The 19478-nt window shown below is 59.5% G+C and carries 18 protein-coding genes; 8 read left to right on the plus strand and 10 right to left on the minus strand.

The features are described from left to right. Window positions 1–7: 7 nt before the first annotated feature. The 3 genes from GQX66_RS24210 to GQX66_RS24220 form a co-directional block, all read right to left on the minus strand. Complete coding sequence (locus GQX66_RS24210; protein ID WP_134020213.1) at window positions 8–1633, minus strand: methyl-accepting chemotaxis protein; 1626 nt, start codon at window positions 1631–1633, stop codon at window positions 8–10. Window positions 1634–1856: 223 nt separating this feature from the next. Beyond that, on the minus strand, window positions 1857–2996 hold the full coding sequence (locus GQX66_RS24215; RefSeq protein ID WP_240871882.1) for a glycerate kinase: 1140 nt from the start codon (window positions 2994–2996) through the stop codon (window positions 1857–1859). 90 nt (window positions 2997–3086) lie between these two features. Beyond that, window positions 3087–4211, minus strand: a complete 1125-nt coding sequence (locus GQX66_RS24220; protein WP_240871883.1) for a sugar diacid recognition domain-containing protein — start codon at window positions 4209–4211, stop codon at window positions 3087–3089. 171 nt (window positions 4212–4382) lie between these two features. Between GQX66_RS24220 and GQX66_RS24225 the strand changes: the two genes are divergently transcribed. After that, window positions 4383–5693, plus strand: a complete 1311-nt coding sequence (locus tag GQX66_RS24225) for an MFS transporter (RefSeq protein ID WP_240871884.1) — start codon at window positions 4383–4385, stop codon at window positions 5691–5693. Window positions 5694–5749: 56 nt separating this feature from the next. Here the strand turns inward: GQX66_RS24225 and GQX66_RS24230 are convergent, their stop codons facing one another. Beyond that, window positions 5750–6121 (minus strand): DUF6124 family protein, encoded by a 372-nt coding sequence (locus tag GQX66_RS24230; RefSeq protein ID WP_240871885.1) that lies wholly within the window; start codon window positions 6119–6121, stop codon window positions 5750–5752. Between the two features lie 601 nt (window positions 6122–6722). Then, a complete protein-coding gene (locus tag GQX66_RS24235) occupies window positions 6723–7085 on the minus strand; it encodes a hypothetical protein (protein WP_129973251.1) in 363 nt (120 codons plus the stop codon). Window positions 7086–7182: 97 nt separating this feature from the next. On the opposite strand from GQX66_RS24235, the gene GQX66_RS24240 reads away from it, so the two are divergent. The 3 genes from GQX66_RS24240 to rarD all read left to right on the plus strand — a co-directional run bounded on the left by GQX66_RS24240 (window position 7183) and on the right by rarD (window position 10186). Then, window positions 7183–8082 (plus strand): LysR family transcriptional regulator, encoded by a 900-nt coding sequence (locus GQX66_RS24240; protein ID WP_102718089.1) that lies wholly within the window; start codon window positions 7183–7185, stop codon window positions 8080–8082. Between the two features lie 69 nt (window positions 8083–8151). Further along, window positions 8152–9165 carry an aldo/keto reductase gene (locus tag GQX66_RS24245; protein WP_085745547.1) on the plus strand — a complete coding sequence of 338 codons (1014 nt, stop codon included), beginning with the start codon at window positions 8152–8154 and terminating at the stop codon, window positions 9163–9165. Between the two features lie 139 nt (window positions 9166–9304). Then, window positions 9305–10186, plus strand: a complete 882-nt coding sequence (gene rarD / locus GQX66_RS24250) for an EamA family transporter RarD (protein ID WP_103385188.1) — start codon at window positions 9305–9307, stop codon at window positions 10184–10186. 63 nt (window positions 10187–10249) lie between these two features. Here the strand turns inward: rarD and hppD are convergent, their stop codons facing one another. Continuing rightward, window positions 10250–11326 carry a 4-hydroxyphenylpyruvate dioxygenase gene (hppD, locus tag GQX66_RS24255; protein WP_007958955.1) on the minus strand — a complete coding sequence of 359 codons (1077 nt, stop codon included), beginning with the start codon at window positions 11324–11326 and terminating at the stop codon, window positions 10250–10252. Window positions 11327–11572: 246 nt separating this feature from the next. Continuing rightward, window positions 11573–12520: a DMT family transporter gene (locus GQX66_RS24260; protein ID WP_085745545.1), complete on the minus strand. Its 948-nt coding sequence runs from the start codon at window positions 12518–12520 to the stop codon at window positions 11573–11575. Window positions 12521–12596: 76 nt separating this feature from the next. Here GQX66_RS24260 and GQX66_RS24265 point away from each other — a divergent pair, with 76 nt between their 5' ends. The 3 genes from GQX66_RS24265 (at window position 12597) to GQX66_RS24275 (ending at window position 15711) form a co-directional block, all read left to right on the plus strand. After that, the gene (locus GQX66_RS24265; RefSeq protein WP_240871886.1) at window positions 12597–13469 is read left to right on the plus strand and encodes a LysR family transcriptional regulator; all 873 of its coding nucleotides are present in this window, start codon (window positions 12597–12599) and stop codon (window positions 13467–13469) included. Window positions 13470–13575: 106 nt separating this feature from the next. Next, entirely contained in the window at window positions 13576–15111 is a 1536-nt protein-coding gene (locus GQX66_RS24270; protein ID WP_129973255.1) for an EAL domain-containing protein, read from the plus strand. Window positions 15112–15345: 234 nt separating this feature from the next. Then, complete coding sequence (locus GQX66_RS24275) at window positions 15346–15711, plus strand: histone-like nucleoid-structuring protein, MvaT/MvaU family (protein WP_011334329.1); 366 nt, start codon at window positions 15346–15348, stop codon at window positions 15709–15711. A 206-nt stretch (window positions 15712–15917) separates the two neighbouring features. On the opposite strand, the gene GQX66_RS24280 is transcribed toward GQX66_RS24275, so the two are convergent. Then, a complete protein-coding gene (locus GQX66_RS24280; RefSeq protein WP_102688036.1) occupies window positions 15918–16436 on the minus strand; it encodes a DUF4946 domain-containing protein in 519 nt (172 codons plus the stop codon). Window positions 16437–16578: 142 nt separating this feature from the next. Between GQX66_RS24280 and gloA the strand changes: the two genes are divergently transcribed. Continuing rightward, window positions 16579–17100, plus strand: coding sequence for a lactoylglutathione lyase (gene gloA, locus GQX66_RS24285; RefSeq protein WP_065260490.1), 522 nt, complete (start codon window positions 16579–16581; stop codon window positions 17098–17100). An 82-nt stretch (window positions 17101–17182) separates the two neighbouring features. Here the strand turns inward: gloA and ahpF are convergent, their stop codons facing one another. Both ahpF and ahpC read right to left on the minus strand, forming a co-directional pair. Further along, a complete protein-coding gene (ahpF, locus tag GQX66_RS24290; RefSeq protein WP_102688035.1) occupies window positions 17183–18745 on the minus strand; it encodes an alkyl hydroperoxide reductase subunit F in 1563 nt (520 codons plus the stop codon). 130 nt (window positions 18746–18875) lie between these two features. Beyond that, window positions 18876–19439: an alkyl hydroperoxide reductase subunit C gene (gene ahpC / locus GQX66_RS24295; RefSeq protein ID WP_007958941.1), complete on the minus strand. Its 564-nt coding sequence runs from the start codon at window positions 19437–19439 to the stop codon at window positions 18876–18878. Window positions 19440–19478 lie beyond the last annotated feature (39 nt).

Raw genomic sequence — 19478 nt, forward strand, 5'->3', positions numbered from 1 at the left:
CCCTAGGTCAAATCACAAAGCGCGCCACCATCGCATTCAAATCCACCGCCAGACGCGACAGTTCGTGGGTCGCGGCGCTGGTTTGATTCGCGCCGGCAGCTGATTGGGTGGCCAGGTCGCGGATGTTGACCAGGTTGCGATCGACCTCGCGGGACACCTGTGCCTGTTCTTCTGAAGCGCTGGCGATTACCAGGTTGCGCTCGTTGATCTGGTGAATCGATTGGGTGATCTGCTCCAGCGCCACGCCAGCGGCGCGGGCCATTTCCAGAGTCGACTGAGTGCGCTGGTTGCTCTGTTGCATCGACTCGACCGCTTCGCCGGTGCCGTTCTGGATGCCGGCGACCATTTTTTCGATTTCCTGGGTCGACTGCGCGGTGCGATGGGCCAGGGCGCGAACCTCGTCCGCTACCACCGCGAATCCGCGTCCCGCTTCACCGGCACGCGCGGCTTCAATAGCAGCGTTGAGCGCCAGCAGGTTGGTCTGTTCGGCGATGGCGCGGATCACGTCCAGCACCTTGCCGATGTCGCGGCCCTGAGCGGCCAGGCCTTCAATCATTTGCGCGGTGTTCTGGACGTCGTGGGTCATGGTCTGGATCGCATCGACGGTTTTCACCACTTGGTCGCGACCTTCACGGGCAGCGTGGGTCGACTGGTTCGAGGCTTCGGAAGTCGACACCGCGTTGCGTGCGACCTCTTCCACAGCAGCGGTCATTTCGTTGACGGCGGTCGCGGCCTGTTCGATTTCGTCGTTCTGCTGTTGCAGGCCACGGGACGCTTCTTCGGTCACGGCGCTGAGTTCTTCGGCAGCAGCGCCCAGCTGCGTGGCGGAGCCGGCGATTTGTTCGATGGTTTTGCGCAGGTTGGTCTGCATCGCCGCCAGCGCTTCAAGCAGGCGCGCCGGTTCGTCCTTGCCGTCGATTTCGATGACTTTGGTCAGGTTGCCGCCGGCGATGGTTTGCGCGGCAGCGACCGCGCGGTTCAACGGGGTGACGATGCTGCGGGTCAACAGCCAGGCCAACAGCACGGTCAGCAACGCGGCAATCACGGCCACGGCGACAATGCCGGTAATGGCACTGTTGTAATACTCACCCGCCTGAGTGGAAGCGGTCTTCGCGTCGGCGGCATTGATTGCAATCAGCTTGTTGAGCTGTTCGCCCATCTTGTCGGTGCCGTCCTTGATCTTCGTGTTGATCAGGGCGCGCATCTCGTCGAGTTTGTCCTGGCGCGACAGCTCCATCATCTGGTTCTGCGCTTGCACATAGTTGTCGAGAGTCGTCGAAAACTCCTGATATAACGCGCGTTCCTCCGGGCCGGCCGGCAGGACTGCGTAACTGGCCTGGGCAGCGCGCACCTTGTCCACCAGCACACCGATGCGGGTCTGGGCTTCCTGCAAACCGGCCGGTTCGCGGTTGACCAGAATGCGGAACGACAGAATGCGCAGACGCAAGACGTTTTCCGTGACCACGGCGAGTTGGGTGACGCTTGGCAACTGCGTCGAGTCCATCTCCAGGGAAGCCTGACGGATGATCGACATGCGGTTGACGGCGAACACGCCAAGCACGATCACCAGCAAGGCAATAAAAGCAAAACCGAGGAAGGCACGGGGCGCGATATTCAGATTACGCAAGGACATAGGAGGACTCTCGGATGATTGAAACTACGAGCGTCCATGCCGTGATCACTGGCCCTTGGGGCGGGCTTCAGTCCGGCGTCACTATTTTAAGAAGTCTTGTGTGCGCCTGACTTCTGTATCGGCCAGGCTTGAGGAAGTTTGCGGGGAAAGATGAAATATTTTTCAAAGTGTTGCGGGTGTTTCAGCGGTGAAACACCCTTCGCTTCAGATGATGACTGACAGGTCAGGCTGGAGCTGCCATACCCCATACGCGAGCAATATCTGTTGCACGTTCACGCAACAGGCGCGGGGCTTCGGCGCAGGCTTGTTCCAGGGACATCGGGCCGCTGGTGACCGCGAATGCAGCGTCGATGCCGTGATCGTAGAGCGCTTGATAGCCCTCGCCCAACGTACCGGCAATGACGATTACCGGTACGCCGTGTTGCTTGGCGATCCGCGCGACGCCGAACGGAGTTTTGCCGCGCAGGGTCTGGGCATCGAAGCGCCCTTCTCCGGTAATCACCAGATCTGCGCCCTTCACTGCGTCGGACAGTCCGACCAGTTCTGCGACGACTTCGACACCGGCCTGGAAGCGTGCGCCGAGAAACGCTTTGGCGGCAAAGCCCAACCCACCTGCGGCACCACTGCCCGGTTCATCGCGTACGTCCTTGCCCAACGCCTGCGCGCAGAGTCCGGCGAAGTGGCCGAGGGCCTGATCCAGTTGTTGAACTTGCGCCGGTGATGCGCCCTTTTGTGGGCCAAAAATCGCCGAAGCGCCGTGGGGGCCGCACAGTGGATTGTTGACGTCAGCGGCGATGTCGAAACGGACGTGAGCCAGACGCGGGTCGAGTTCGCTCAGGTCCAGACGTGCGAGTTGCGCCAACGCCAATCCGCCCGGCACCAGAGCTTGCCCTTGAGCATTCAGCAGTTTCACGCCCAGCGCCTGCATCGCGCCGGCGCCGCCGTCATTGGTGGCGCTGCCGCCGATGGCCAGAATCACCCTTTGCGCGCCAGCGTCCAGCGCAGCGCGGATCAGCTCACCCGTGCCGAACGTGCTGCTGATGCACGCATCGCGTTGCCCCGGCGGCACCAATTGCAGGCCGCTGGCTTCAGCCATTTCGATGATTGCGGTGTGATTGTGCGGCAACCAGCCCCATGCAGCTTCAACTGCTGCGCCCAACGGGCCACGCACGCGGGTGCGGCGCAGTTCGCCTTCGCACGCGGCGAGAATCGACTCCACCGTGCCTTCGCCACCGTCAGCCATCGGACACTTGACCAGCGTCGCCTGCGGCCAGACCTGCGCCAGGCCCAGCGCAATGGCTTCTGCAACGCCTTGGGCACACAGGCTGTCCTTGAACGAATCGGGGGCGATGACGATTTTCATGCGAATTCTCCAGTTCCAATGCCCTCATGCTGCCAGTCGCCTTGCCGGTTGACGCCTGTCCGCTGCACAAGTGGCGCAGGCGTTTATTGTTCATTTCGACAAATCGTCGGTCTGTGGCAGCAATTGCACCCCGAGATACAACGCCAGCATGCCGTCGAGTTTCAGCGGATCGACCCCGCTCAACTCGGCAATCCGCTCCATCCGGTAACGCAGGCTGTTGCGGTGAATGCCCAAGGCATCGGCGCAGGCCTGGCTCTGCCCGTCGTGATCGCACCAGCTGCGCAAAGTCGCGAGCAACTGGCCGTTGCTGTCTTTGGCGATGACTTTGCGCAACGGTTTGAGCAGTTCATCCAGTGCATCATCGTTGCGATGGCGCCAGAGCATCACCGGCAAACGGTAGCGATTGAGGGTCAGCAGCCGTGAGCGCGGCAGTACTTCGCGGCCATAGGCGAGCAAATCGCCGACCCGCCGATAGCAACGTCGCAGCCCGGCCAGCCCATCGGCCTGCCCGCCGACGGCAATGCGCAGGATGTTCCAGCCCAGGCCATCGAGTTTTTCCAGCAGTCGATCATGCTCAACGTTCTGACTCGCCGGCCGGCACCACAGCAGCGACGACTTGGCCGAACTCACGCACCAACTGTCGGGATAACGCGACGTCAGCCAGGCACTCAGCGCCTCGACGGTTTGCCCCGGTCCGTGTTCCAGACCCAGCTCGAACAGATACGGCACTCGCGTCAGTTGCGGTTTGAGCCCGAGTTGCTGGGCCTCGTCGACCAACCTTGGCGAATCCCCCGCTTCACTCAACAGCAACGCCAGCAAGTCATCGCAACGCTGCCGCCGCCATTGCTGCTCGGATTGCTGGTTGCGCTGGCCCACCAGCATTTCAGCGGTCATGCGCACCAGTTCGGCGTAAGTACGCAGTTGCTCCGGCTCGCCAGTGATGCCGAGTACGCCGATCAAACGCTGATCGAGCAACAGCGGCAGATTGATCCCCGGCTGCACGCCTTTCAGATGCACCGCCGTCTGCGCGTCAATCTCCACCACCCGCCCGTTGGCCAGCACCAGTTGCGCGCCCTCGTGGCGGGTGTTGATCCGCTCCGGCTCGCCGCTGCCGAGAATCAGCCCCTGGCTGTCCATGACGTTGACGTTGTACGGCAAAATGGCCATGGCCCGGTCGACGATATCCTGGGCGAGGTCGTGATCGAGTTCGAACATAAGGGCTGGAATCCTTGAAAACAGGCGCGGACGGTTGTTCACCCGCACAGGGTCTGGCAGCAAACCCTGTGCTCAGGCACAAAGACAATCCGGCCAAAGGTGGCCGAGACTCTCAGGGCGATCAACGTTACCCTTTGCATCGCAAAAAATCATAATAAAGAGAGAGCCGCCATGTCGCAGAGCGCCGCTGCCGCCCAGACCATCGATGACGATAAAAATGCCGTCTACAAACGCATCACTCTGCGTTTGATCCCCTTCATCTTCATCTGCTACCTGTTCAACTACCTCGACCGGGTCAACGTTGGATTCGCCAAACTGCAGATGCTCGACGCGCTGAAATTCAGCGAAACCGTGTACGGCCTTGGTGCCGGTATCTTCTTCATCGGCTACGTGCTGTGCGGCGTACCGAGCAACCTGGCCCTGACCAAATTCGGCCCACGGCGCTGGATCGCGCTGATGATGATCACCTGGGGCACGCTGTCGACCTGCCTGCTGTTCGTCACCACACCGACCGGGTTCTACACCCTGCGCCTGTTCACCGGCGCGGCTGAAGCCGGGTTCTTCCCGGGTGTTGTGCTGTATCTCTCGCAGTGGTTCCCGACCTTCCGCCGTGGCCGGATCATGGCGCTGTTCATGTCGGCGATCCCGGTGTCCGGCCTGCTCGGCAGCCCGTTTTCCGGCTGGATCCTCAACCACTTCGCCGCCGGCCAGGGTGGTTTGGCCGGCTGGCAGTGGATGTTCCTGCTGCAGGGCATTCCAACCGTGGTGCTGGGCGCACTCGCCTACTTCCTGCTCAGCGACAACTTCGCCAACGCCAAGTGGCTGACCGCACATGAGCGTTCGGTGCTGGAAGCGGATCAGGCAGAAGACCTGGCGAACAAACCGAAAACCACATCCGATTCGCTGATCGCCGTGTTCAAGAACCCGGCCATCTGGGCGTTTGGCCTGATCTACTTCTGCATCCAGAGCGGCGTGTACGCGATCAACTTCTGGCTGCCGTCGATCATCAAAAACCTCGGCTTCAGCGACAACCTGGTGATTGGCTGGTTGAGTGCGATTCCTTACCTGCTGGCCGCCGTGTTCATGCTGGTAGTAGGTCGCTCGGCGGACTTGCGTAAGGAACGTCGCTGGCATTTGGTGGTGCCGATGTTGATGGGCGCGATTGGCCTGTTGATCGCGGTGAATTTCGCGGCGAATCCGGCGATTGCGATTCTCGGTCTGACCATTGCGACCATGGGCGCGCTGACCGGTCTGCCGATGTTCTGGCCGGTGCCGACGGCCATGCTGAGCGCGGGCGCTGCGGCGGGTGGGTTGGCGTTGATCAACTCGATGGGGCAGATGGCCGGGTTCCTGAGCCCTTACCTTGTGGGTTGGGTCAAGGACAGCACCGGGTCGACCGATGCGGCGCTTTATCTGTTGGCGGGTGTGATTGTTGGCGGGAGTTTGCTGGCGTTGCGGATGACGCGGACGTTGCGGGCTTAAGCATTAGTCGAAATACAGAAACGGCCCATTACGGGCCGTTTTTCTTTTAGATCTGGCTACAGCGGCGCTTCAGCCTTCAGTTCCAGATTATCCAGCGCCCGATTCACCGCCAATTCCCCCAGCATGATCAGTTGCGCGATCCCCAGCAGCACATGTCGCTGCGAGCCGTCCACCAGCCCGGCGAAGTCGGTGGCCATGGTTTTGGCGCAAGTCAGAGTTTCAGAGGCGTCGGCCAGCAGTTCTTCACTGTCGATGCCGGGGGCGATTAGGTAGCGGGTGTTGGGTTTGAGCAGCGGTTTTCTGGGGAGCAGCGGATTGAGGTAGTGATCGAGGGCGCGTTCGGCGGCTTCGTGGAAGGTCTTGGAGTCGAGGGATTCGTAGGGTGAGGTTGTATCGATTTCGGGTGGGTTGGGTGTTGGTTTGATCATGGTGAAACTCCTAAGGCGCTTATTGGAGCCACCACACTCGCTACCAAACGATGGTGGTGGCCAGACGCAGGTTGGTAGACCGGGCCTTAGGAGAAACGGCGCACCCGAAGGTGCCCTGCGAATGACCACCATAAAACAGAGACAAAAGACTCTACAAAATGGAGCACTCTGCACTTAAAGACCCGGGCTACCAAACCCGATCGCTGTTCTTTTCAGCGACGGGACAACGATAAAACCCGGCCCTTGAGCGCACAAGCCGGCGGATTCTGGCTTAGTCGTAGGCAACGGCGCAAGGTTGTGTAGCCTGGGTGCGTGTCTGGAAGTGTCCTTTAAACGCATGGTTTAAACACTGCGGTGTACTTGAGAACCTACCCCCTCACCCCAGCCCTCTCCCCCAGGGGGGGCGAGGGGGAAAGGGAGCCGATCTCGGTGCTTTTCAAGGCCGGCGTTCGACTCAATATCCCACGTCGGTATAAGTCGTGAGGTGTGTTTTTCTAAGCCTGAGTTCAACTCGGTATTTCACGTCGGCGTAACTTGTGAGAACACCTCGTTCGGCTCCCTCTCCCTCCGGGAGAGGGCTGGGGTGAGGGCGCTCTTGATTCTAACCACCCGATTTCGCGTCCAACTCAAGAACCACTCCCCCCGGCATCTGCACAAAAATCTGCCAGACCCCGTCCTCCGGCACCTGCGCCACCTGATACGGCAACCCACTGCCCTGCACCCGCTTCAAAACCACCGCCGCGTCTTCATCAGTACGAAACGCGATGTGGCTCAAAGCAGCGTCCTCGGACAAAGGCTGCTCAATCACATGCACCAACGCCTCCCCATCCTGATACAACCACCGCCCGGGAAACGGAAACGGCGGCCGGCGCCCCGGCGTCAATCCCAACAACCCACCAAAAGCGTCCTGCAGCGCCTGACCGTCAGCGGTGTTGAAAGCAAGATGATCAAATGTCCACGTCATGTCTGTCTCCTGCGGTTATTCAGGATTTCAGTATCTGCGCTTGCCAATCCCGGAAAAATCCCGCAAAACGCCAAGGATCTTCAACGGATTTTTACTAATGAGCTCAATCCTCGATCTGGAAATCTTCGTCCGCACCGCCGACTCCGGCAGCATCTCCGCCGCCGCTCGGGCGCTGGAGCTGACGCCGGCAGCCGCCAGCATCGCGTTGAAACGCCTGGAAACCCGCCTCGGCATACGCCTCTTCGCCCGCTCCACCCGCAGCATGCGCCTGACCGAAGAAGGCCGGCGCTATCTGGAAAGCGTGCGTCTGGCGCTGGCGACACTGGCCGAGGGCGAGCAGGCACTGAAGCAGCAGACCGAAGGCTTGAGCGGCGTGCTGCAACTGGCGGCGCCGTCGGACTTCGGGCGCAATGTGTTGCTGCCGTGGCTGGACGATTTCAAGCGCGAGCACCCGCACATTCAACTGCAATTGCTGCTCAATGACCGGCATGCGGATCTGTTTCGCGAAACGGTGGACGTGGCGCTGCGCTTCGGCGTGCCGAGTGATTCGACGCTGGTGGCGTTGCCGATTCTGCCTGAGCATCGGCGTGTGGCCTGCGCCAGCCCCGCGTATCTGGAACGTCACGGTACACCGTTAAACCCTGCCGATTTAAGCGAGCACAGCGCCCTGCTCTACCTGCGCAACGGTCGGCCTTACAACACTTGGCGCTTCCATCGCGAAGACGAAACCGTCGAGGTCGAAGTACGCGGCGACTACCTCAGCGACGACGGCGAAGTCGCCCGCCGCTGGGCCCTCGTCGGGCACGGAATCGCCTACAAGGCCTGGCTCGACGTGGCCGAAGACGTGCGTGCCGGGCGACTGATGACACTGTTCGATGACTGGCATGGCGAGAGTGTGCCGTTCAATCTGTTGTGCCCGCACCGGGTGCAGGTGTCGGAACGGGTCAAGGTGCTGCAGGTGTTTTTACGCGAGCGCTGCGAGGCATTGCGTCGATAAATTCACTTTGCCGCGCCGGGCGCTTCTGGTATTTGATGGAAGCTTTCCCACCGACAAAAGGATTTCGGCATGAGCTATCGCACACTGGGTCACTCGGGATTGCAGGTGTCCACCCTCACCCTCGGCACGATGATGTTCGGCGAACAGACCAGCGCGGAAGACTCGCTGCGCATCATCGACAAGGCCTGGGATCAGGGCATCAATTTCATCGACACGGCCGACGTCTACACCAACGGCCGCTCGGAAGAGATCGTCGGCGAAGCCATCGCCCGTCATCGGCATGAATGGGTGCTGGCGACCAAAGTCGGTTTCGGCCCGGTGGATGGCGTGCCGAACCGCAGCGGCTTGAGCCGCAAGCACATCTTCAACGGTCTGGAGGCCAGCCTGACCCGGCTCGGCACCGACTACCTCGACATCTATTACCTGCACCGCGAAGACCACAATACGCCGCTGGAAGTGACGATTTCGGCGATTGGCGATCTGATTCGCCAGGGCAAAATCCGTTATTGGGGCCTGTCGAACTATCGCGGCTGGCGGATTGCCGAGGTGATTCGCGTGGCGGACAAACTAGGTGTCGATCGCCCGGTGATCAGCCAGCCGCTGTACAACATCGTCAACCGTCAGGCCGAAACTGAGCAGATCACCGCCGCCCAGACTTACGGCCTTGGCGTGGTGCCTTACAGCCCGCTGGCCCGTGGCGTGCTCAGCGGCAAGTACGCACCGGACGTGACCCCGGACGCCAACAGCCGTGCCGGGCGCCAGGACAAACGGATTCTGGAAACCGAGTGGCGCGTGGAGTCGTTGCGCATTGCCCAGCAGATTCAGCAATACACCCAGGAGCGTGGGGTCGGGATCGTTGAATTCGCAATTGCCTGGGTACTGAACAACAGCGCGGTGACGTCGGCGATTGTCGGGCCGCGTACTGAAGAACAGTGGGATGCGTACACCAAGGCGCAGGCGGTGAAGATTACGGCTGAGGATGAAGCGTTTATCGACTCACTGGTGACGCCGGGGCATGCTTCTACGCCGGGGTTTAATGATGTGAGCCATTTTGTGTCGGGGCGTAAACCGCATCAGGCTTAAGCACCTATGCTTCGACACAGGTCCGTGCTCTCACCGGACCTGTGTCGAATGTTGGAAATATTGATCACTCGGCCAATATTCAGCACAAAAACCACGTATCCTGCGCGCCCCGTTTCACCATCACCCCCGCGAGGACAGTTTGTCTAAAGGCATTGCTTTATCGGTGACAGCATCGACGCTGTTTGCCGTCATGTATTACTACACCTCGTTGCTCACCCCGTTGAGCGGCGTGGAAATCTTCGGTTGGCGCATGCTGCTGACCGTGCCCTGCATGACCGTGTTCATGCTGGTTTCCGGCGAATGGCGGCGGGTGCTGGAGCTGCTGCGCCGGATCCCTGCGCTGCCGAAGTTGATCGGTGGCCTGATTCTTTCGTCAGCGCTGCTGGGCGTGCAGTTGTGGCTGTTCATGTGGGCGCCGCTCAATGGCTACAGCCTTGACGTCTCGCTGGGTTACTTCCTGCTGCCGTTGTCCATGGTCCTGACCGGACGCATCGCTTATGGCGAAAACCTGTCATACCTGCAAAAAGTCGCGGTGTTTTTTGCCAGCCTCGGCGTGTTGAACGAGTTGTATCAGGTCGGCGGGTTTTCCTGGGCGACGCTGGTGGTGGTCGTCGGCTACCCGCTGTACTTCGTGCTGCGCAAATACCTCAAGACCGACAACCTCGGCGGTTTGTGGGTCGACATGACCCTGATGCTGCCGGTGGCGTACTGGTTTGTGCGCGGCGGCGAACAGGGTTTCGGCGTGTTCGATCAGTACCCGGCGCTGACATGGCTGATTCCGCTGCTCGGCCTGATCAGTGCGTCGGCGCTGGTGGTGTACATCATTGCCAGTCGCCTTCTGCCGTTCAGTCTGTTCGGTTTGTTGAGTTACGTAGAGCCAGTGTTGTTGCTCGGCGTGGCGCTGCTGCTGGGTGAGAGCATCAAGCCCGGAGAATGGCTGACCTACATCCCGATCTGGCTCGCCGTGGTGGTGCTGGTGTTTGAAGGCTTCAAGCATCTGATGCGCCAACGGCGCCCGTAAGACGCGCAATAAAAAGCCCGGCCTGCACAATTGCAGGCCGGGCTTTTTTACATCTGGTGCGGATTACTCGGTAGCGAGTACACCGCGACGCACCTGGTCACGCTCGATCGATTCGAACAGTGCCTTGAAGTTGCCTTCGCCGAAACCATCATCGCCCTTACGCTGGATGAATTCGAAGAACACCGGGCCCATCAGGGTTTCCGAGAAGATCTGCAGCAGCAGACGCTTGTCTTCTTTATCCGACGCACCGTCGAGCAGGATGCCGCGCGATTGCAGTTGATCCACCGGCTCGCCGTGGTTCGGCAGGCGGCCTTCGAGCATTTCGTAGTAGGTGTCCGGCGGCGCGGTCATGAAACGCATGCCGATCTTCTTCAACTGATCCCAGGTCTTGACCAGGTCGTCGGTGAGGAACGCCACGTGCTGGATGCCTTCGCCGTTGAACTGCATCAGGAACTCTTCGATCTGCCCGGCGCCCTTCGACGATTCTTCATTGAGCGGGATGCGGATCATGCCGTCCGGCGCTGTCATCGCTTTCGAGGTCAGGCCGGTGTATTCGCCCTTGATGTCGAAGTAGCGGATTTCGCGGAAGTTGAACAACTTCTCGTAGAAGTTCGCCCAGTAGGCCATGCGACCGCGATACACGTTGTGGGTCAGGTGGTCGATGATCTTCAGGCCGGCACCGACCGGGTTGCGGTCAACGCCTTCGAGGAACACGAAGTCGATGTCATAGATCGAGCTGCCTTCGCCGAAACGGTCGATCAGGTACAGTGGCGCACCGCCAATGCCTTTGATCGCCGGCAGATTCAGTTCCATCGGGCCGGTTTCGATGTGGATCGGCTGGGCGCCGAGTTCCAGTGCGCGGTTGTAGGCCTTCTGCGAATCCTTGACCCGGAACGCCATGCCGCAAACGGACGGGCCGTGCTCGGCCGCGAAGTACGAAGCAACGCTGTGGGGTTCGTTGTTGAGGATCAGGTTGATCGCGCCCTGACGATACAGGTGCACGTTCTTGGAACGGTGGGTCGCGACCTTGGTGAAGCCCATGATCTCGAAGATCGGCTCCAGGGTGCCAGGTGTCGGCGATGCGAACTCGATGAACTCGAAGCCCATCAGGCCCATTGGGTTTTCGTATAAATCTGCCATGGTTGGCGCCTCATCATTCTTATCAATTAACCAGAGTTATTTGTCAGTAATGCTGAGACCGGTGGGTGGCGCACAGGAGATGCCACGCACACTGCGGGCGAGGAAGTCACCGTAGATCAGTTGAAACCCGAATATCTTCATTGTCGACCCAAGGCTCTTGCGGGCGAGGCTTCTGCTGCCAGAAGACGATTATTATTGTATGCGTAACCCGATTCTACACAGCGTAAATAGGGTTGTCTGCCCTCTCTATAAAATCCGCTTTTTTCCGGCCGGTGCAAGGGGTTTGTTGCACAGCCAGATGCCCGCCAGAATCAGCACGCCGCCCAGGCACATGGCCAGCGTCAGCTGTTCACCCAGCAGGATTGCACCGGCCAGCACGGCGGTCAGCGGGTTGAGCGCAATGAACACGCCGGAACGCGTGGCGCCGATTTTACGGATGCCATCGTAGTAACCGATGTAGGCCAGCGCCGAACCGAGTACGCCCAGATAAGCCAGGCTCAGCCATTGGCGTGTGCCAAGTGCCGCCAGCGCTGCAACGTCCACTTCGCCCCGGCTCAGGGCCAGCGCCCACAACATCAGGGTGCCCAGCAGAATCGAAAAGGTCACGGTCTGCACCGGACCGATGCTCTGGTTCAGGCCGCGAGAGAACAGCGAATAGACGCCCCAGCTCAAAACGCAGCCGAGGATCAGCAGATCGCCAATCCACGCGTCCGGCGTTTCGCTCAACAGCTGCGGGTTGCGACTGACGATCACCACACCCGCCCCGCCGATGCAGATTGCGATGCCGGTCACCTTCAACGGGCTCAGCCGCTCCTTGAACAGCAGCCATGACGCCAGACCAATGACCGCCGGGTTCAGCGCCACGATCAACGAGGCCCGGGAAGCGTTGATGTATTGCAACCCGTAAAAGAAGCACAGGTTGTAGAAGAAAATTCCGAAGAACCCCAACAGGGCCAGTTGCAGCCATTGCCTGAACGTAGGCCGCGCCAACCGTATTCGAGCGAGCCTTAAACACACGAGCAACGCCACGCTGGCCAGCAGAAACCGCAGGCTGGCAGCAAACACCGGGCTCAGGCTGCCGGCCAGAAAACGCCCGGCCACCCACGTTCCGCCCCAGATCATGGTGACCAAGGCCAGGTTCAAATAGACGGGCATGTCCGAGGCGACCGGACGAACAGGTTCATGACAACTCATAACGCTCCAACGATGAGACTGACGGATGACGTATCATTCGATTGATTCCTCATCATCGTAAAATGAGTCTTTACTCATGACCCTGACCCAACTCGAAATCTTCTCGCTGGTGGCCGAACTGCGCGGCTTCACCCTCGCCGCCCATCGTCTGGGAATTTCCCAGTCAGCGGTGTCTCATGCATTGAAGTCGCTGGAACAGGAACTGGGCGTCGAGCTGCTGCGCCGGCATCAATCGCAAGTGGAACTGAGCGACATCGGCGAACAACTGCTGTTGCGGGCACGGGCGATGCTTGGGCTGGCGAACACCTTGCGTCAGGAGGCGGCGGATGCGCGCGGCATGAAACGCGGCACGCTGCGCATCGGCTCGTTCGGGCCGACGTCTTCGATCAAATTATTGCCGCGGATTCTTCAGCAGTATCGCGAGGCGCATCCGGGGATCGAAGTGCACATCGATGAAGGCCCGGATCGGCAGGTCATTCAGTGGCTGGAGGAGCGGCGGATCGATATCGGTTTTGTGGTGCTGCCCGAGGAGCGCTTCGACACGTTCGCCTTGATTGAAGATCAGATGGTCGCCCTTCTTCCGCTCGGTCACCCGCTGGCGGCGCACGACTCAGTGAGTCTTAAAGACCTGTGCAACGATCCGTTTGTGCTGACCGAGGCGGGTTCGTCGGAACTGGTTTCGCGCCTGTTCAACGCCGCGCGGTTGAGCCCTAACATCCGCTATCGCTGTTCGCAGCTGCTCAGCACGCTCGACACCGTGGGCCGGGGCGATGCGATGACCGTGGTGGCCGAAGGTTCGTTGCCTTTCGATCCGGAACCGCGATACATCAAGCGACCGCTGTCCCCCGTAGTCACCCGGCAGGTCGGCCTGGCGGTGCTGAACCAGCGCCAGGCATCGCCTGCCACGCTGGCATTCATTCAGCTGGCAACCCGGCTGGATTATCGTTGAGCGGCGCAGGTGTCATTGGCCATCTATCATGGGCTCAGACCTCGGGCTTTGCGCGCACGCTTCGCCTGCCATCAAGAGCCCCACTCCACCGCGACAGGATGCGCCCATGCCACTGACCGTCAGGCCCCGCCGCAAGCGCAGCACACGGATTATCGTGACATTGCTGTGCGGCTTGCTGCCGATCGTACTCGGCAGCGTGATTCTTTATATGCAGGCCGGACGCGCCCTTCAGCAGAGTTCGCAACACACCGCCGATGAAGCCCTGCGGCAGTTCGAACTGATGCTCGACAACACTGCCCAGGCCGCCCGGGAGTTGCTGCCGCTGGCCGGCCAGACCTGCGAGACGGTTAAACTGGCCCTGCGCGAACAAGTCACCCGCCGCCCGTTTGTGCGCTCGACCAATCTGGTGTGGGACGACAACCTCTATTGCAGTTCGCTGTTCGGCGACTTCAAGGAAGTCGTGAATCCCGGCGACTACGCCCAAGGCAAGTTGTGGCTCATGAACGGCAACCCGGTGACGCCAAACACCGCGCTGCTGGTGTATCGCCTGAGCGAGGGACGCGGTGGCGCACTGAGCACGCTGGACGGCTATCACCTGAGCAACATCCTGCGCCTGATCGGCCGGCACACGTTGTTGTTGCTGCAAGTCGGCAACAACTGGCTCTCCGCCGACGGCAAAGTGCATCAGGGCGCCCTGCCCGCGTTGCCCGTGGCGCAAAGTATCTTGCACTCATCACACTATGCATTCTCGGTGACAGCGGCTTTTCCGGAAGGCGAAACCTGGCGCTACATGAAAGACGAGTATCCGCCGCTGTTCAGTCTGCTGATGTTCTTCGGCGCCGTATCAGGAACGATCGGCTACATCGTTCAGAAGCGCTCCACCTCGCCCAGCCATGAAATGCTTCGGGCATTGGAAGCAGGTGAATTCATTCCCTATTTTCAACCGGTGGTGCACGGCGACAGCAAACGCTGGTCGGGCGCGGAAGTGCTGATGCGCTGGAAACATCCCAAGGAGGGGCTGGTGCGTCCGGACCTGTTCATTCCCTTTGCCGAACACTCCGGGTTGATCGTGCCGATGACCCGCGCCTTGATGCAACAAACGGCTGTTGTGCTGGGGCCGCTGTCATCGACCTTTACCGCGCCCTTCCACATCGGCATCAACATCACCGCCAGCCACTGCCACGATCTGGAGCTGGTTGAAGATTGCCGTGAATTTTTGTCAGCGTTCCAGCCTGGCAGCATCAGCCTGGTACTGGAGCTGACCGAACGCGAGCTGATCGAGCCGTCCGACATCACCCATCAACTGTTCGCGCAACTGCGCGCAATGGGCGTGAAGATCGCGATTGACGACTTTGGCACCGGTCATTCAAGCCTCGGCTATTTGAGGACCTTCAATGTCGACTTCCTCAAGATCGATCAGACATTCGTGGCCATGATCGATAAAGATGCCCTGTCGCGGCACATTCTGGACACCATCATCGAGCTTTCTACCAAACTGGATCTGGGCATCGTGGCCGAAGGTGTGGAGACGCAAGCCCAGTGTGATTATCTGGCCGCTCACCATGTCAACTTTCTGCAAGGTTACCTTTTCGGCAAACCGATGCCGGCTGCAGACTTCATCGAAGCATTAACTCATCATTAACTTGACGGGATAAATCCAGACTCGCCGACAGCGCGCACCAAATTGATACAAAACAGCGTTATTGTTACATGAAGAAAAAGTCAGGATTTACTCTTGTCGCATTAACTACTACAATTTTTCTTACCTGTTGCAAGATGGGCAGGTGAGCCATTATCACCGAGTCGCTTCAAGGCTCTTGGCTTATAGCTTTGTTTGCGGTTGGTATCAGCCAAACACACTATTGGAGTAAAGATATTGTCCAGACTCGCTGAATTTCGTGCAGCTGAAAAGGCCCTTCAGGAGCAGCTCAAGCAGCTGGAATCGCTGAAGAACGATGCCGGGCTCAAGAAAGAAATCGAATTCGAAGAAAAGCTCCAGGGGCTGATGAAAACCTACGGCAAAGGCCTGAAAGACATCATCGCCATTCTCGATCCGAACCCGGCGAAATCCGGTCTGCAATCGACCGCCGCACCTAAAACCCGCCGCGCTCGCGTGGTCAAGGTCTATCAGAACCCGCACACCGGCGAGCTGATCGAGACCAAGGGCGGCAACCATCGCGGCCTGAAGGCCTGGAAGGAACAATACGGTGCAGCTACCGTTGATTCCTGGTTGCGCGGTTAATCCCTCGCAAACATGAAAGCCCTGCATATGCAGGGCTTTTTTTTGGACAATATTTAACAAATACAACGATTTTTCTGGCGGGAAAGTTGAGTCTCAAACCGCTCTCGCACTGAAACTATGCTTCCGAATGTTGCCCCGTTAGCCGGAGTTAACTTTATGTTTAATCAGTTCCGGTATCTAACACCAGACCGGCCACGAACAGACGACTAGAATTTCAAGCTGTTTCGCGCAGCGACTATGTCGTCGCCGCTCGCCTTATAAACCTCTGCCTGCCCTGCATACGAAAGTACGTAAGCCTTATCCGCTTCGACCGCTGCAACCAATGTTTGCGACAACACGTGGCGGCCGTTTTCAGTCACCGTACAAGTGGTTTCAAGCGCGGTCAGCGAGCCCAGCGTACTCGCGTGAACCTTGTTGCAGACACTCTGATAACCGCTCTGGAAAAAGTCTTTCTGAACCGACTTGCGCATCTCCAGCAACACGCCCTGCAAGTTGACCTGATGGCCGCTTTCCACGTGGGTCATCGTCAACTCCATCACCATCACCTGATTGCCATCGGCGTCAGTCTTTACCGCGCGCTGACGGGAGACTTCAGGGGAGGTTTCGGGCAGCGCCTCGACTTCCCAGCCAGCCGGCCAGGTGATGCTCGGCGCCTCGGCAAAGGCAGGCAGAGCAAGCAGGGAAAAACCCAGGAAAACGAACAGCGATTTGAACGGTCGGATCATTACCAGAGGCACTCGCGGATTGAGCCGTAAAGTCTGAGGCCCGCCCGCTCACAGGGCAAGCCCGCGCTTTCGGTTTGGCGATGCTGCCAGGCATGCGTATCATTGCGCCCATTCACTCGCCCCAATTTGTTACGGAGGGCCCATGAGCCTGCAAGAACTGAACACCTTCCCTGGCGTCACCGCCACCCCGGACAGCGCAACCCGCAACTTCGTGTTCAACCACACCATGCTGCGCGTCAAAGACATCACCAAGTCGCTGGACTTCTACACCCGTGTATTGGGTTTCTCGCTGGTAGAGAAGCGTGATTTTCCGGAAGCTGAATTCAGCCTGTACTTCCTCGCTTTGGTCGACAAATCGCAGATCCCGGCCGACGCCGCTGCTCGCACCGAGTGGATGAAGTCGATTCCCGGCATCCTGGAACTGACCCACAACCACGGCACCGAAAACGACGCGGACTTTGCCTACCACAACGGCAACACCGACCCGCGTGGCTTCGGCCACATCTGCATCTCGGTACCGGACATCGTCGCTGCCTGCGCACGCTTTGAAGAACTGGGCTGCGACTTCCAGAAGCGCCTGACCGATGGCCGCATGAAGAGTCTGGCGTTCATCAAGGATCCGGATGGCTACTGGGTCGAGATCATCCAGCCGGCACCGCTGTAAAGCTGAACCTGGCTAGAAAGCACCCCCGCAAAGAAAAACCCCCATCATCACTGATGGGGGTTTTCTTTTTCAGGCCCGGGATTTACGCCGGAGCCGAAGTGCGGATCAGGTGATCGAAAGCGCTGAGAGAAGCCTTGGCGCCCTCGCCCACTGCAATCACGATCTGCTTGTACGGCACGGTGGTCACGTCACCGGCAGCGAAGATGCCGGGGATCGAGGTTTCACCGCGGTTGTCGACGATGATCTCGCCGCGCGGCGACAGCTCGATGGTGCCTTTGAGCCAATCAGTGTTAGGCAGCAGACCGATCTGCACGAAGATCCCTTCCAGCTCGACCGTGCGCAGCTCGTCAGTATTGCGATCCTTGTAGCGCAGGCCGTTGACCTTCTGGCCGTCGCCGGTGACTTCAGTGGTCAACGCACTGGTGATCACGGTGACGTTCGGCAGGCTGTGCAGCTTGCGTTGCAATACGGCGTCGGCGCGCAGCTGAACGTCGAACTCCAGCAGGGTCACGTGGGAGACGATACCCGCCAGGTCGATGGCCGCTTCGACGCCGGAGTTACCGCCGCCAATCACCGCCACACGCTTGCCTTTGAACAGCGGGCCGTCGCAGTGCGGGCAGTACGCCACGCCTTTGTTGCGGTACTCCTGCTCGCCCGGCACGTTCATTTCACGCCACCGTGCACCGGTCGCCAGAATCACGCTCTTGGCCTTGAGGGTCGCGCCGCTGGCAAAGCGGACTTCATGCAGCTCGCCATTCTTGCCGGGGATCAGCTTGTCGGCGCGTTGCAGGTTCATGATGTCGACGTCGTACTGCTTGACGTGTTCTTCCAGCGCGGTCGCCAGTTTCGGGCCTTCGGTTTCCTGCACGGAAATGAAGTTCTCGATGGCCATGGTGTCCAGCACCTGACCGCCGAAGCGCTCGGCTGCAACACCGGTGCGAATGCCTTTACGTGCGGCGTAGATCGCCGCGGAAGCACCCGCCGGGCCACCGCCGACTACCAGCACATCAAAAGACTCTTTGGCGCTGATTTTCTCGGCCTGACGCTCGATGGCGCCGGTGTCGAGTTTGGCGAGGATTTCTTCCAGGCCCATGCGGCCCTGGCCGAAGTTTTCGCCGTTGAGATAGATGCTCGGCACGGCCATGATCTTGCGATCATTGACTTCGTCCTGGAACAGCGCGCCGTCGATGGCGACGTGGCGGATGTTCGGGTTCAGCACGGCCATCAGGTTCAGCGCCTGAACGACGTCCGGGCAGTTCTGGCAGGACAGCGAGAAGTAAGTCTCGAAGTTGAAGTCGCCCTTGAGCGAGCGGATCTGTTCGATCACTTCGACACTGGCCTTCGAAGGGTGGCCGCCGACTTGCAGCAGGGCCAGCACCAACGAAGTGAATTCATGGCCCATCGGGATACCGGCGAAACGCAGGCTGATATCGGCACCCGGGCGGTTGATCGAGAACGACGGCTTGCGTGCATCGTCGCCGCTGTCGATCAAGGTAATCTGGTGCGAAAGACTGGCAACGTCTTTCAGCAGATCGAGCATTTCACGGGATTTCGCACCGTCGTCGAGTGAAGCAACGATCTCGATCGGCTGGGTGACCCGTTCCAGGTACGATTTCAACTGGGCTTTAAGATTGGCGTCCAACATACGGGCGATCTCCTGACTTTATTTGAGGCGAAAAAAAGCCCGAGCGAATCTCGCCCGGGCTTTTCTATTGGGCGGTGCAGCTTACTTGAGTAGGTGCGGAATCCCGCCCTGCATTGCGTGTGTCACAGACTTAGATCTTGCCGACCAGGTCCAGGGACGGAGCCAGAGTGGCCTCGCCTTCTTTCCACTTGGCCGGGCAAACTTCGCCTGGGTGAGCAGCGACGTACTGAGCAGCCTTGATTTTGCGCAGCAGCTCGGAAGCGTCACGGCCAACGCCGCCATCGTTCAGTTCAACGATTTTGATTTGGCCTTCAGGGTTGATCACGAAGGTGCCACGGTCAGCCAGACCAGCTTCTTCGATCAGCACGTCGAAGTTGCGGGAGATGACCTGAGTCGGGTCGCCGATCATGGTGTATTGGATTTTGCCGATGGCTGGCGAAGTGTTGTGCCAGGCAGCGTGGGCAAAGTGGGTGTCGGTCGAAACGCTGTAGATCTCTACGCCCAGTTTCTGGAAGGCGGCGTAGTTGTCAGCCAGGTCTTCGAGCTCGGTTGGGCAAACGAAAGTGAAGTCGGCCGGGTAGAAGAACACTACGGACCATTTGCCTTTCAGGTCAGCGTCCGAGACTTGTACGAAGTCGCCGTTTTTGAACGCGGTAGCTTTGAACGGTTTTACTTGGCTGTTGATGATAGGCATTGATGACTCTCCTTCAGGGTTGTGAATTCGATGGGTGAA

Origin of the sequence: Pseudomonas sp. B707, from assembly GCF_022496685.1 — a bacterium.
In the GTDB taxonomy this organism is placed as follows: domain Bacteria; phylum Pseudomonadota; class Gammaproteobacteria; order Pseudomonadales; family Pseudomonadaceae; genus Aquipseudomonas; species Aquipseudomonas paraglycinae.

Excerpts from the sequence above, each read along its gene's own strand:
- GQX66_RS24280 (WP_102688036.1), bottom strand. The coding sequence starts at position 16,436 with ATGATCCGACCGTTCAAATCGCTGTTCGTTTTCCTGGGTTTTTCCCTG.
- GQX66_RS24260 (WP_085745545.1), bottom strand. The coding sequence starts at position 12,520 with ATGAGTTGTCATGAACCTGTTCGTCCGGTCGCCTCGGACATGCCCGTC.
- GQX66_RS24215 (WP_240871882.1), bottom strand. The coding sequence starts at position 2,996 with ATGAAAATCGTCATCGCCCCCGATTCGTTCAAGGACAGCCTGTGTGCC.
- GQX66_RS24240 (WP_102718089.1), top strand. The coding sequence starts at position 7,183 with ATGAGCTCAATCCTCGATCTGGAAATCTTCGTCCGCACCGCCGACTCC.
- GQX66_RS24245 (WP_085745547.1), top strand. The coding sequence starts at position 8,152 with ATGAGCTATCGCACACTGGGTCACTCGGGATTGCAGGTGTCCACCCTC.
- ahpF (WP_102688035.1), bottom strand. The coding sequence starts at position 18,745 with ATGTTGGACGCCAATCTTAAAGCCCAGTTGAAATCGTACCTGGAACGG.
- gloA (WP_065260490.1), top strand. The coding sequence starts at position 16,579 with ATGAGCCTGCAAGAACTGAACACCTTCCCTGGCGTCACCGCCACCCCG.
- GQX66_RS24220 (WP_240871883.1), bottom strand. The coding sequence starts at position 4,211 with ATGTTCGAACTCGATCACGACCTCGCCCAGGATATCGTCGACCGGGCC.
- GQX66_RS24235 (WP_129973251.1), bottom strand. The coding sequence starts at position 7,085 with ATGACGTGGACATTTGATCATCTTGCTTTCAACACCGCTGACGGTCAG.
- GQX66_RS24225 (WP_240871884.1), top strand. The coding sequence starts at position 4,383 with ATGTCGCAGAGCGCCGCTGCCGCCCAGACCATCGATGACGATAAAAAT.
- ahpC (WP_007958941.1), bottom strand. The coding sequence starts at position 19,439 with ATGCCTATCATCAACAGCCAAGTAAAACCGTTCAAAGCTACCGCGTTC.
- GQX66_RS24265 (WP_240871886.1), top strand. The coding sequence starts at position 12,597 with ATGACCCTGACCCAACTCGAAATCTTCTCGCTGGTGGCCGAACTGCGC.
- GQX66_RS24230 (WP_240871885.1), bottom strand. The coding sequence starts at position 6,121 with ATGATCAAACCAACACCCAACCCACCCGAAATCGATACAACCTCACCC.
- GQX66_RS24210 (WP_134020213.1), bottom strand. The coding sequence starts at position 1,633 with ATGTCCTTGCGTAATCTGAATATCGCGCCCCGTGCCTTCCTCGGTTTT.
- GQX66_RS24270 (WP_129973255.1), top strand. The coding sequence starts at position 13,576 with ATGCCACTGACCGTCAGGCCCCGCCGCAAGCGCAGCACACGGATTATC.
- hppD (WP_007958955.1), bottom strand. The coding sequence starts at position 11,326 with ATGGCAGATTTATACGAAAACCCAATGGGCCTGATGGGCTTCGAGTTC.